11 protein-coding genes are annotated in these 13317 nt (G+C 45.8%); 2 read left to right on the top strand and 9 right to left on the bottom strand.

All coding sequences use genetic code 11. The features are described from left to right. Positions 1–2: 2 nt before the first annotated feature. Together LQE92_RS11950 and LQE92_RS11945 are read left to right on the top strand one after the other, a co-directional pair. Complete coding sequence (locus LQE92_RS11950; RefSeq protein WP_231063185.1) at positions 3–1391, top strand: V-type ATP synthase subunit B; 1389 nt, start codon at positions 3–5, stop codon at positions 1389–1391. Between the two features lie 4 nt (positions 1392–1395). Next, positions 1396–2040, top strand: coding sequence for a V-type ATP synthase subunit D (locus tag LQE92_RS11945; RefSeq protein ID WP_231063184.1), 645 nt, complete (start codon positions 1396–1398; stop codon positions 2038–2040). Positions 2041–2053: 13 nt separating this feature from the next. Here the strand turns inward: LQE92_RS11945 and LQE92_RS11940 are convergent, their stop codons facing one another. The 9 genes from LQE92_RS11940 to LQE92_RS11900 all read right to left on the bottom strand — a co-directional run bounded on the left by LQE92_RS11940 (position 2054) and on the right by LQE92_RS11900 (position 13063). Continuing rightward, positions 2054–2719 carry a hypothetical protein gene (locus tag LQE92_RS11940; RefSeq protein WP_231063183.1) on the bottom strand — a complete coding sequence of 222 codons (666 nt, stop codon included), beginning with the start codon at positions 2717–2719 and terminating at the stop codon, positions 2054–2056. Between the two features lie 18 nt (positions 2720–2737). Next, positions 2738–3280, bottom strand: a complete 543-nt coding sequence (locus tag LQE92_RS11935; RefSeq protein WP_231063182.1) for a TetR/AcrR family transcriptional regulator — start codon at positions 3278–3280, stop codon at positions 2738–2740. Positions 3281–3460: 180 nt separating this feature from the next. After that, positions 3461–5005, bottom strand: coding sequence for a hypothetical protein (locus tag LQE92_RS11930; protein ID WP_231063181.1), 1545 nt, complete (start codon positions 5003–5005; stop codon positions 3461–3463). A gap of 207 nt (positions 5006–5212) precedes the next feature. Further along, on the bottom strand, positions 5213–5521 hold the full coding sequence (locus tag LQE92_RS11925; protein WP_231063180.1) for a CTP synthase: 309 nt from the start codon (positions 5519–5521) through the stop codon (positions 5213–5215). A gap of 149 nt (positions 5522–5670) precedes the next feature. Further along, complete coding sequence (locus tag LQE92_RS11920; RefSeq protein WP_231063179.1) at positions 5671–6042, bottom strand: hypothetical protein; 372 nt, start codon at positions 6040–6042, stop codon at positions 5671–5673. A gap of 66 nt (positions 6043–6108) precedes the next feature. Continuing rightward, positions 6109–7209, bottom strand: a complete 1101-nt coding sequence (locus LQE92_RS11915) for a hypothetical protein (protein ID WP_231063178.1) — start codon at positions 7207–7209, stop codon at positions 6109–6111. 103 nt (positions 7210–7312) lie between these two features. After that, positions 7313–8296: a siphovirus ReqiPepy6 Gp37-like family protein gene (locus LQE92_RS11910; protein ID WP_231063177.1), complete on the bottom strand. Its 984-nt coding sequence runs from the start codon at positions 8294–8296 to the stop codon at positions 7313–7315. Next, positions 8287–9123 (bottom strand): hypothetical protein, encoded by an 837-nt coding sequence (locus LQE92_RS11905; RefSeq protein WP_231063176.1) that lies wholly within the window; start codon positions 9121–9123, stop codon positions 8287–8289. The genes LQE92_RS11910 and LQE92_RS11905 overlap by 10 nt, the downstream gene beginning before the upstream one ends. Beyond that, positions 9116–13063, bottom strand: coding sequence for a phage tail tape measure protein (locus LQE92_RS11900; RefSeq protein ID WP_231063175.1), 3948 nt, complete (start codon positions 13061–13063; stop codon positions 9116–9118). The genes LQE92_RS11905 and LQE92_RS11900 overlap by 8 nt, the downstream gene beginning before the upstream one ends. Positions 13064–13317: the final 254 nt, after the last annotated feature.

Below are 13317 nucleotides of genomic sequence, written 5' to 3'. Positions count from 1 at the left end.
ATATGTCAATTGAATATTTAGGTTTAAGTGAGATCAATGGCCCCCTGGTCGTTCTGGAGGGCGTCGAAGACGCTTCTTTTGAAGAGATCGTAGAGATTACTGTAAACGGAAGAGATAAGAAGATCGGACGTATCATCGAGCTTTACGGAGACAAGGCCATCATCCAGGTTTTTGAAGGCATGGAAAACGTATCCCTGGACAATACACACACGGTTCTGACCGGTCATCCTATGGAGATCGGACTTTCTCCTAAGATGCTCGGGCGTACCTTTAATGGAATAGGAAAACCCGTGGACGGACTGGAGGAGATTCACAGCGACCTGAGAAGAAATGTGAACGGCCTTCCTTTGAATCCCGTCACCCGTGAATACCCCAGAAACTATATCCGCACTGGTATTTCGGCCATAGACTGTCTGACCACTCTGATTCGCGGCCAGAAGCTGCCCATATTCTCCGGAAACGGCCTCCCCCATGACAGGCTGGCTGCCCAGATCGTAAGGCAGGCTTCCCTGGGTGAAGGCTCCGGCGAAAACTTTGCCATTGTCTTCGCCGCCATGGGCGTCACCCATGACGTATCCCAATTCTTCACCAGGACCTTTGAAGAGAGCGGCGTTTCAGACCATGTGGTAACGTTCCTGAACCTGGCGAACGATCCTGTAGTGGAGCGTCTCATCACTCCTAAAGTGGCTCTGACCACGGCTGAATACCTGGCGTTTGAACTGAATATGCACATCCTGGTCATTCTGACGGATATGACTTCCTATGCGGAAGCGCTCCGGGAGGTCTCCTCATCCAAGGGAGAGATCCCTTCCAGAAAAGGATTTCCCGGATATCTGTACAGCGATCTGGCATCCATTTATGAAAGAGCCGGAATCGTGGCCGGCGTGGACGGCTCCGTCACCCAGATTCCCATTCTTACCATGCCAAACGACGATATCACTCATCCGATTCCCGACTTGACCGGATACATCACCGAAGGACAGATTGTATTGGACCGTTATCTCCACGGACAGTCGGTCTACCCTCCCATCAGTGTGCTCCCGTCCCTGTCCCGTCTGATGAAGGACGGAATCGGCGCGGGCTACACCCGTGAGGACCACCAGGATCTTGCCAACCAGCTTTTCTCTGCTTACGCCAAGGTGTCTGACGCCAGAGCTCTGGCATCTGTGATCGGCGAGGATGAATTATCACCCATTGATAAAAAGTATCTGGAATTCGGGCGCCAGTTCGAAGGGCAGTTTGTAGGACAGGGGGAAGAAGAGAACCGGACCATTGAGGAAACCTTGGATCTGGGCTGGAAGCTTCTCCGCATCTTACCGAAAACGGAGCTGGACCGTGTAGATACAAAGCTCCTGGATAAGTATTACGATCTCCATCAAGACGGCAGGTGATTTTATGGATTTGAATACATGTGCAACAAAAGGCAACCTGATCATCATAAAAAATTCTCTGGCCCTGTCCAAGCAGGGCTATGAGCTGATGGACAAAAAACGGAATATTTTGATCCGTGAACTGATGCAGCTCATTGAAAAGGCGAGTTCCATTCAAAGTGAGATTGATAAGACCTTTACGGAGGCTTATGCTTCTCTTCAGCGCGCTATCCTGGAAATGGGCATGAACCGGGTCCGGGAAGCCAGTGCCGCGATTCCCCTGGAGGACTCTGTCCGGGTGAAGACCAGGAGCATCATGGGTACGGAGATCCCTCTTGTGGAATTTGATAAACGGTCCCCTTCCCTCGCTTATTCCTTTCACAGCACAAACCAGTTCCTGGACGACGCCAGGATGCAGTTTGAAAAAGTAAAGGAGCTGACCCTTCGCCTGACCACTGTGGAGAACTCCGCGTACCGGCTTTCCTTTAACATTAAAAAGACTCAGAAACGGGCAAATGCCCTGAAAAATATCACCATACCCAAATATGAGGCTCTGGTCCACAGCATCCAGAATGCTCTGGAGGAAAAGGAGCGTGAGGAGTTCACCCGTCTGAAGGTGATCAAGCGGCAGGCGGATAAAAAGAAAAGCTCCGCATCAAGCGGCGCTTAACTTATTAAAATGATTATTTTTGTGATTGTTTATACAGCCGCCATCCCATCAGGACGATCCACACATAAGCCAAGGTCTTCGGGATCATCAATACACCGACGACCGGAGCCGTGCCGCTGAATAAAACGACCGGCAGATAAAAGCCAAAGGAGAGAGCAACAGCTAAAGGCATGAACCGGAAAACATTGTCATTTGCCTTTTTTGCCTCCTTTGCGAAAATGACGATAATGATGATACCCATGACCGCAAAAGGTATATTCCGTAAAATTCCGAACAGAAGCGGCTGACGGTATACAAGCCACTGGTTTTGGGGGAACAAACAAAGCACAGCGCGCACGCCGGAAAGCAGCCACATGGTTCCCGTAAGGACTTTCCTGTCCCTGATCTGATAACGATCACGCCAGATATAATACAATATCAAATAAAAGACGGTCATCGTGATGGAAGTGACAAACTTTCCGGCCCCCAATGCCGGCGCGTTGGCTTCCAATCCGGTCGTCCACAACGCATAAGCACGCGGGACCAAATGGAAGGAATCGCCTGCGCCCAGCAGCGCGGCCATCAGCCCTGCTTTTTTTATGAGGGGATCACGTCCCCTCAGCATCATGGTAAGTCCCGCGAATATCACAAAACAAAGATACAAAACATCAAAAACCGTTTCAGCTATAGCTTGTGCCATAATTGTCTTTCCTCTCCTTTAATAAATGGTCCGTTCTATGACCACAGTCAAAAATCGGATATCCGATGCTCTCGTTTTCAGCAGCATTGTCATGTTCATCACAATAAAACGGGCAAATTGCTCTCTGGTAAACACTTCATCCCACACATCATCGCGAATCTGTGTATCCTTGGCCATACGTTCCAAGAGATTCTTCTCAAAAGACGCCTGCATTGACGCCATACGTTCTTGGCCGGCTGTTTCCACATTTCCAAGACTTCCCATGAGTTTACCGGCTGAGGAATCTATCCTTTCTTTGAGAAAAGCAAAGATTTCTTCCAATTGCCCACAGAAAGAGCCGGCCGCAGTCCTCATATCGTGCAGCGCCTGTCTCCAATATTCTTCCGTCAGTTCGAGCAGAATTTCATCCTTATTGGAAAAATAGTTATAAACTGTGCCGGCCGCTACTCCTGCTTTCTGTGCGATGGAACGGATGCTGACCGCGTCAATGCCTTCCCGATCCGCTGTTTCACGGGCACAATAAAGAAGCGTATCACGTAAGGTATCGTCTTTTCTTCTCATTGGCTGCGTTCTTCTCCTTTTCTTTAAATGAACATGTTCATTTATATTGTATGGGTAAATATTCAGTTTGTCAATCATAAATATCTCTTGACATTCCATTGAGTGGGCGAAAAAGCTGCTGCACCAATAAATTGGTGCAGCAGCTCCAAAATTCACTCTATAAGCCAGCTATTCATTCCGTTAGTCCAGATAAAGCGGCGGTTCATAATCTCGTCCCAGCATCGCGCGCTTTCTGATCTGGAAGTTAGTAAACGCATGCTCTGCCTGCTCTATCCACATATGTTCATCCTGATCATACACCAGAAGCATATCCGGTTTGGTTGGATGATGTCTTACCGTGTTCGTTTCATATTCTTTTCCGGTAGCCGGATTGATATCGGGAACTCTCAGCTTCGAAGCCCCTTCCGCAGCTGTGACCTCGGGCCTGGCTGATTTCGCCTCTTTTGCCGCTTTCCTTGCCCGCCGTTCTTCCGCCGACATGAGTATTGGCCTCTCCAGTCTCCGCTTCACGGCAGCATCCCAGGACGCGATCTTTTCCTCCAGATCTGGTTCCTCCGGCTGGCCTCCGTATTCTTGTACTGTCTCCTCTCTGTCATCAATAGACGGTTCCGGTATCTCCTCCAAGGGAATCTCAAAATACATGCCGGCTTCACCGTCTCCATTGTCCGCGGCAGATATTTCTGATTCCGGCGCTCTCGGTATAACGTAAGGTGCAGAAACATAAGACCCATCCTTTCCTGGTGTATCTGCCAGCGGCGTATATGCCGTTCCCTCCGTCAGCAATTCCTCCTGGGCCGCTCCGTCTCGCCGGGCTTCATCCCCAGGCTCCTGCTCTCCCTGCTCTCTTTTCAAGGTATAAGGACCGGAGACTGCCGAGATATCCCCGCCCTCCAACTCTTCCATCTCAATGAATTCCAGCCCGTCCAGATCATCCTCTGTTTCCACAAATTCCGGTTCGTCCTCCGCATAAACAGAGATTTCCGGCTGCTGCTCCTCCTCTGACTCTCCCGGCACGATCAGCCTGGGCCATTTCGCAGGCTTTTTCTGCGCCCATGCCAGAGCATCTTCCTCATCCGCTTCATTTTCCGGGACAGCCGTCTCTTCTGGAACATTCCTTATCTGTTCCGTCTCTTCGGTTTCCTCCATATCCAGGGAAATCTGTTCCTCCAGCTCCTTTTGTTTTCTGCTCCAATGAGAATTGGCCTGCTCCTGCCATTCCTGATTTACCCTGGTGGTCACTTCATCTTTTACCGGATAAAGCTCTTTTTGAATGGACTCCATCAATGCCCTTTCAATCTCTCTTAGCACATCGGAATCAACTGCCTCTTTTTCTGCATTCTCTCCCGCGGCAGATCCACTTTCCGCTTCGGCAGCCTCACCGTCACCTTCTGCCTCCAACAATATGGGATTTTGAGGCAATGCTTCTGCTGCACCGCTTCCACCTTGAAGCATGTCCCGCGCGTTGACCGGCTGCATCATGGACTGCAGCGACGCAACTGTTGCCTCCATCGGATCTATCACGGAAATCTGAATCACGCATCCCAGGGCCTGAGCGATTTCTCTCATATCCTGCTCTTGGAAATTGTCTCTGTTCAGCTTCTGTGTCAGGTTCTGTCTGGACATGGGCCGGCCGGTCTGCTCTTCGATCGTCTCCGCCAGCTGCCGAATAGTCATATTTTTTCTTTTCAGTATGATCTTAATCTGTTCACCAAAGGTTAATTCCATATCCGTCTCCTGGTAATCTCACTGATAACATATGCTGTATAGCCTGATTTATAACACATTCCATATGGTTTGTAAACTTAAAAATTTCTTAATCCTGAGATGATGTAATTTTATCTTTATATCATTTCATCTTCGCCTATTATTTTCTGGCTGCTGTATATGATGCAGAGGGCAGTCTATTATATCTGATGTCCATATACAAAAGCGTCATTTATTTATAAGGTATTCCTGCATTTCAGATTTAGCATTCTTAAGTTTTTCTATACTGTTCCCCGTTATTTCGTGGTCTAACAGTACAAGCATAGATTTACAAATATGTTTATTGCTCTCTTCAATTTCTTTTAATCGATTATTGTCATTCTCCAACAGATCATCATGTTTTGACACTCTCTTTTTTAACCTGTTGTAAGGAGATAAAACTTTAATAATCACGCCTATGGCACCGCCTGCAGCTGTAATGATTCCCATAACAGTCAAAATTGTTTTTATAGTAATCGATAAATTTTCACCATTCAAATTAACATTTCTCCTTTCTATATACTTTCATTACTGATAAACCAGAGTATTATTTATTCATTTTAATTCTCTGTCTCTTTCTACCTCTCCTGAACACTTTTAGGCCCCCATTTCTGCGGGCCAAAATTTTTATAAATAACAACTAACCATTATGCAATCCGTCTGTCAAATTTTGCTCTTATAGACGCCTCTCTTTTATTTCGATACATAGTCGCTGTCTTTGGGTCTGAATGCCCAACATAATCCTGCAGCCGTTTTTGAATCGTCCCCATCATAATTCTGATTGCACGATTATACTGTTCTAAAGTACCCTGTGCACAGTTTTCCAACCTCTTTGCTGCAAGAGATGTTCTGAGAATTCTTTCCCATCCGTTTTCGGACACAATCAGCTCATGATCCATCTCTTCCAAGTGATATTGATGCAGCGTAAGGGCCAGAACGGATTCCAAGGACTGCATCTGTTCCTGGCTCAGTTCCGCTCCCATACGCTGCAGCACTTCTTTTATTACTTTTTCCTGCATGGTAAAACCTCCTTTCAAAGAAGATTTTACCACTTAACAGTAATTAGCTAAATGGGCATATAACCTTCAATAATGTATTGCCAGATAGTTTATTCTGCTCATGCCTGCGGCAGCCGCATTCTCTGTAATGGCATAATAAGTGCCACTCATATAATTTACTCCTGTTATATGTACTGAATGTGTGTTTGCATCACCATTCATAGCAAATATTATGTAATGCGCCTTACCCTCTTCCCAGCTATATTTTTGGTTAAACCAGCTATTTACCGTGTCAATACCAAACATCCGCACAGACGTGGATGATCCAGACCAAGTTGCAACGAGAGTTCCAGCGTGCATTTTTTTCACACTGTTTAAGCGAGAATTTGTATTGCTTATGCTAGTATTTACGGATGCAATGTCCGTGGCTGTAGACAGTTTTACAAAGTTTTTCCAATGGTTTGCTCCATTGATTCCGTCATAAGACGCAATATATGTAAATTCGGGAAACGTGTCATACCGATAGAAAGTGTATACGCCTACAGGACCTAGATATTTTGAAAGCGATAAGATGCCGTATACATGGTCTGCCGTTGTTCCAATCTGCGCTGCAATCTCTGACTGGATTTTAGACGAAGTGGATGTGATCCAATATGCAATCGTCCCATATGCCGGCAGCGCATTGTATAAGTCAATTAAAGTGCAGGTATTTTTAACTAATTTAAGCTGAGTCGGATCGGAAAAGGACTGCATCCGGTGCATAGCTAAATTATCATTTAGTTCTCTAATTTCCGATTCTAATCCTACTATATTTTGCATCTCTGTAAATTGTTTTGTCACAGACGTCACGGTGATTCCATTATATTCCACGATATAAAGAACCATTTCATTTACCGTGCCGCCATTTCTGATGTTGCTGGTGACAATCTGGGGAATCTCCGGCGTTCCTGTCGTTTCTGTTCCTTTCCTCACCTCCAGATTCACACTCTCTATACTTGTCTCAGGATCTTTTTCATATTTTACGATTATCAAGTCTTTTCTCTTGTTCCCCTGGGTACCGTTTTCCAAAGTGAGGCTCTCATATGTACCAGGTAAAATCCGAAAATGTACCCCCTGCATCACACCTTCACCATCATAAATATCCAGTCTGTTATTGCTGACAAGTTTGGCGGCAAATTTCTCACCCACCGACAGGACCCCATTTTCCGTGGTGAATATACCCTGATTAAAACTTCCGGTGTCATTTGCTGTTATATGAGTTTTTCCCTGATATCCTGTTACGATCTCCATATTAATTATCTCCTTCTATCTTATATTCTACTTTAATATCCTGTTCTTTAATCTTTAGGACTTTTCCGATTATTGGTTTTTTCACGTAAATACCGGTTATATAGTCGCGGCCAGATATGGTATCTCCGATTTCCATGTTTATATCGTCGGTATCAGAGGTATCTGTGCTGAATTCGACATAATTCATCAGATCAAGAAGTTTTTCTGTGCCCTTTTCCGTCAGGTCTTCCCGCTCAGAATTATCGCTTTCAAAGACTGCCGCTCTCTCATCCATTCCCGTATAATATGGCTTGAGTCCAACAGTACTGTCTGCTTGTGCGTACAGATGTACGACTGTCCGGTCCTTTAATTCGCCTTTCCCCAGGCAGATTAAATGATTTATGCCCATGCGGCTGTCTGTACATACAAAATTCAGACGGCTGTCCTGGCTGATCTCTATTTTATTACTGTAATCTTTGATGGGCACGGCTTCCAATTTTACATAACCAGCCTCTTTAGTCTGTATATAGGAAATTTTCAGTCTGTATCCAACTGATCCAAGCATTGTTCTGATGCCATCCAGCAGACTACAATAAGGTTCAAACCGGTAACCGTTTATCTTGATTCCCGTATCTTTATCGTCTGCAGCGAAGAGTCCGTCAAAGCGTCCTGCGGCCAGCGTACCCAATATGGTATTCAGTTCACCGGAAACAATTTGGTAATCCTTTCCTGCCTCTGGTTCAATTATTTTTCCCTCCAGCAGGCCCCGCCAAGTATAACCTCTGACATATATCATCTCATCATCTGTCACGCTGCTTATCTCACCGATCGTACCTCCATATTCCGTCCCCGGGATGTAGATCCGTCTGCCATAGGTGTATTCTCCCTGCCATCGTGCGTACTGCACAGGCATTTCAAAATCATTATTCTTCCCCAGATCAATATCAATATTTTCATCCACTGTTTTTAATTCAGTCCCATCTATGTCAGCAAGAATCAATTCCATTCCGGTTCGCTCCTTTCCTGCAATACTGTTACGTCAAAACCAAAGTTTCCGGACCAGCTGACAGTCAGATTCCCAGACGGTATCTTTTCAAATATCCGTTGTTCCTTTTCTCTGTTGTTATATTCATCTACCAACGTACCGTCAACCTTTGTACGGATTACCGTGTTGTCCCGGCTGCTGATCGTCAAATATTCTTTTTGTTCTATTGTTGTATAAACCGCATACAAATGTCCGTTAATTATGATGGAAGGATTTACAACAGGACCATATATCCGCATACGGAAGTCACAGGCAGAAAAATGGTCATTATTTAAATAATCGATTCCTTTTTGTGTCTGCGAATAGTCATAATCAAAATCATATTTGTATTCCAGATAAACACTGCTTGTCTCGGACCATTTTCTAAGATAAGAAAAGTCTTTTTCTACTGTCCAAAAAGGATTTGGCGCAAATACCGTCACTTCCTTTTGTACATATGTATATTGCTCCGCCTGATCTGACACATCACCTTCCGTAATAAAACATTCGATGTATTGGTCATTCAAATACAGCCTGCCAGGCTCATTGGCCAAGATATCCTTCTCGGTAAGTTCAAAAAAGCGGCGGAGAGTCTCTGCCCTGTCTGACCGCCCTCCAAAAAAGTCGATACCCAGCTTATATTCCTTTTCTTTTTTCCGGAATGTTGTAACTTGGTTTCCCGAACGCCTTGTAACTACATCCGGTTCCCAACTGTAATCATAAAATCCTGCTTCTTTCAGACGGACCCTGGAGGCATTGCCAGATAGGTTGAATTCCTCTCCGGTACTGCCGCTCACATATTTAACCATTCATCGTCACCCCCATATTAGTCAATACCCGGCCGAACTCCCGGCCATTCAGCTTCATGCTCATATCCATATTTCCCAATGCGGCTGTAAATGCCCGCACCAGCGTCCTGTAGTCCGGTCCGCTCTGTATCTGCTGTGACGATATCTGTTGTTCCGTATATGGCTGTCTGGAAAAATCCATAGCCTGAGATACCGTTTTATTGACATATGACGTCTCGTCTTTAATGCCCAGAGCATAGCCATCCATTGAATTGACGCCAAATCCTCTGAATATACGGGACGGAGAATTTATCTGCAGCTTATGCCTGGCAGATTGAATGGCAGATTCGCACACTGCCGTCATCGCATTTACAACTGCAGAACGTCCGGCGCGGATTCCATCGGCAAAGGCTGCCGCTATATTCAAGCCTAAAGACTGTACCCTTACAATACTGGCACTGTTCTCTATCGACTCTATTGCCAATCTTGCAAGCAGAGAACCTGCGGAAGTGACCGAAAACATTTTATCATTTATCCCCAGCACTAAACCGTCTCCAATGTTGTGTCCAGAACGCATAGTCTTTTTCGAGGGAGAAGCGCACCCTAGTCCGGAATCAATAGAATCTATGATTTTCACACCCAGATCCTGGCTCGCGGCCAGTGCCTGACCTTGTGCGTTCTGCATGCCCGTGATAAACCCTGTCACCGTATCAGCCCCACTGCTGCTCATTAATTCTCTTAATTCACCCATTCCGCCGGCAATGTTGACAGCTCCGGATGTTAGAAGTTCTTCACCCCATGTATTGGTCATGCTTTTAATGTCAACACTTTTTCCCCACAGCTCATTTGCAGCAGCAAGCTCGTCTCCGGACATTTCACTAAATGCTTTTACGTAACCGGCACCCTCCGGGCCCATGGCTGCCAGTTTTTGCAGTATGCCCTTATCAATGGATACTTCCACTCCGTCTTTTGTCGTTTTTACCGCAGTCGCCATTTCTGAAAGGCTTTGTTCCCATTGCTCTACCCCTTCTACCTGACTCTGCATATTTTCCAGCAGCGTGTCCTTTGAAATCTCAGTTCCGCTGTTGAAATGTTCAAACATATTCATCTGGGATTCCAAAGCGCCCTGTACATTTTCTTTCATGGTCAAAACGCCGTTGGTCACATCTACGGCCATTTGCTGCTGTGCCTCTGACAAGCTGTTATATACTTCCAGTTCATGTCCGGCCGTCTCTATGCTGGTCGCCCTGGCCGCCTGATGCGCTTCCACAGCGGAAAGGTTTTCATTGACAGCCTCGGTATTCGCGCCGATCGCTTCTGTTGATTCTTCGGTCGTCTTATTTAGCTCTGATGCATAGTTATATGCTTCCTGATATTTATCATTTGCTTCGGAATACGCCTCGTTCAGATTATCCAGATTTTCCTGCTCTTTTTCTTTTGCATCCGCCAGCTCCGCTTCTCTGTCGGACAACTGCATCAATACATCTGTGGTGTCTTGAAGAGAACCATTATATTCAATCATTGAGCCGTTTCCATTTTTAAGAGCTTCCATCGACGCTTCGTTGACTTTCTCTCTTTCTGCCTCTATCGCCAGTAATTCCGTTCCTATATCGTTTAGATTCTGTTCTGCTTCGAACTTCGCCATATCGGCGTCCGTCATTTCCCTGGCGATCTCCACCATTCTTTCCTGAGCGGCCTGCGCTTTGGCATAGTTGAGGGATGCATCGATGGACTGTTCCAGCTGCTCTCTGTTTTGAGACAGCATCCCTGTATTCTGATCGACAGACAGCGACAGTTCAGGAAACAGCTGATTCAGTTCTCCGGTGATCGAGTTCATTCTCTTCAATGTTTCTTCGGATTTTCCAGACTGAGCCTCCAATGAATAAAGTTCCTCTACTAATCCATTGACTACTCCCTCCTGAACCTGAATAGACAGCTTTCCATCCCACTCTCCGCTCACTTCAGAAAGACTTTGTGACGCGTCCTTCATCTTCGTATTCAGTTCATCTGCTTTAATTGACAATTCATCTGTCTTTAATGCTGTGCTGTCCACATTACCGGCGAATATTCCGACAATACCTACGAGAGCAGATATTCCCGCGACTACAAGACCAATCGTATTGGCCGACATGGCTGTATTCAGAACTTCCTGAGCGCCCGCCGCTGCGCCTAACGCTCCTGCCTCCGCTGTGGTGGCCGCCGTATGGGCTACGACATCTGTAATCAGTGTCTTGATATGGTCTGATGTTTCATGTACCTTTGTTAGGAATTCGTCAGCCTTATTAGCCACATACATCGTTCCAAGCGCAGTGCCGACACCCGCCGCAATGGGACCGATCACTTCTATATTATCCGCCAGAAGCTTTATTCCGCTCTGCGCGATCGGAAGGAACTGTTCAATTATAGGTGCCGCCACTTCTGTCTTGAACGTTCTTCCAAGGGCCTCATATTGGCTGGAAAGGCTGTCATATTTGACATCCTTCAGGCTCTCCATCGTACCTTTGGCATCGTTATAGGAACTGTTCACGTCGTTCATGGATGAAATGATCTTCATCGCATCCTCTTTGCCCAGAGAACTCCACGTCTTACTGGCAAGAGTCAGAGCGCCCTGCCGGTCTGCCATGCTGGAGAGATCACCAATAACAGATTCAAAAACATCCCTTGTAGTCGCATTGCCGTTTTTCCACTCCAAAAACAGATTCTGTGTTCCTCCTGAAAAGGAATCAAGGCTTGCAGCAATTCTTCCGTCTGATAATGAATCACTGAAATCCTGGACAAAAGCATTAGCCTGGCTCAAGCTGTAAGTACCGGTATTCAGCCCGTTCTGCATAATGCCGAACATTTCATTTGCGCTGAACCCTGCTCGTCCCCAAAGTTCACTGTATTTTTCAATATTATTCGTCAACTCTCCCGACTTGTTCAATCCGTTCTGAGCGCCGTTTGCGATATAATCAAAGGCAGTTTGCGAGTCCACTCCCATGTTGATCATCAGCGCGTCAACGCTGTTGAGTGCGTCGCTCATGCTGATACCAAACGTATCGCTCAATATCATAGCGTTTTCTGTCAGGCTTTTAATTTTATCCGGATCTGTCTCATTGGTATACTGTCTCACCATAGCCATTGCACTGGCCACATCATTCATGGACTTTCCGTAATCATCGTTATAGATGTCCTTCATCACTGATCCATATTTTTCCATCTCCTGTGCAGTGGCGCCTGTACTTGCCTGTAATTGATTTTGTGCGTCCTGGATGTTCATTGCAGCTGTCACGGTCTCGCCGGCCATTCCTGCAACTGCCTTTGCCGCTGTGCCCAGCAAACCTGACTTGATCTTTCCTGACGTTTCCTCAATTCGTTCTGAAAGGGATTTTGTTTTCTGTCCCAACTTATCAATGGAATCTGCACAGCCTTCATTTGACGCTTCCGCTTCTTTCATATATTTCGCATTTTCACCCAGCGCTTTTGTGACCTGTATGGTCTGTTCCTGGGACAAATACAGCTGTTCATTCCATTCCTGAATCTGATTTTCCGCCGTCTGGCACGCTTCTTCCTGCCGTTTGATCTCGGCCGTCAGATTTTTCAGCGTTTCAGCATTTTTTGCCGCCGCTTCATCAGAGCCGGCGGAAGCCTGAGCCATTTCAGAAAGCCCTCCGCTCATCTTTTCCAATTTTGCTCTGTTCTCATCCAGCGCCTTACTGATCTCATCATACTGTTTTATCGATTCTTTCCGACCATTATTAATCGCCTCTTCTTTTTTATTCAAGGCATCCAATGTATTAGCCAGTACGTCGTTTTTTTTCTTTAAAGTATCCAGACTGTTCGCCTGCCCCATTGCCTGGATCTCTACTAATTTCATTTCTGCCCTCAGGGATGCCAGACTCTTATTACATGCCAGAACTGCAGATTGAAATTCCTTGTCTCCATCCAATGTAATGGTGGTTTTTATATTATTATCTGCCATAATTTATTCTCCTAATGATCCTATACAAATACCGCCTGCAAAACAGGCGGCCATGCAGTTCTCCCTCTTCGTATTTGAGTTTACAAATCCATGAGAGATGTGACTTTTTTTTCTTCAAAAAGATATTTCTTCGTGCGGAAATTATGCATTTATTTATACTCTTCAGAAAGGTCACACCATTTTCCAAAGTACATATGTGCAACTTCTTTTTCTCTATAACCGAATTGCATTCCGGTAAAAATGATCCACGCAAA

Origin of the sequence: Lientehia hominis (genome assembly GCF_021044755.1) — a bacterium.
In the GTDB taxonomy this organism is placed as follows: Bacteria; Bacillota; Clostridia; order Lachnospirales; family Lachnospiraceae; genus Lientehia; species Lientehia hominis.
Note: the sequence above shows the minus strand (reverse complement) of the source record. Positions and strands in the feature narration are given on the sequence as shown.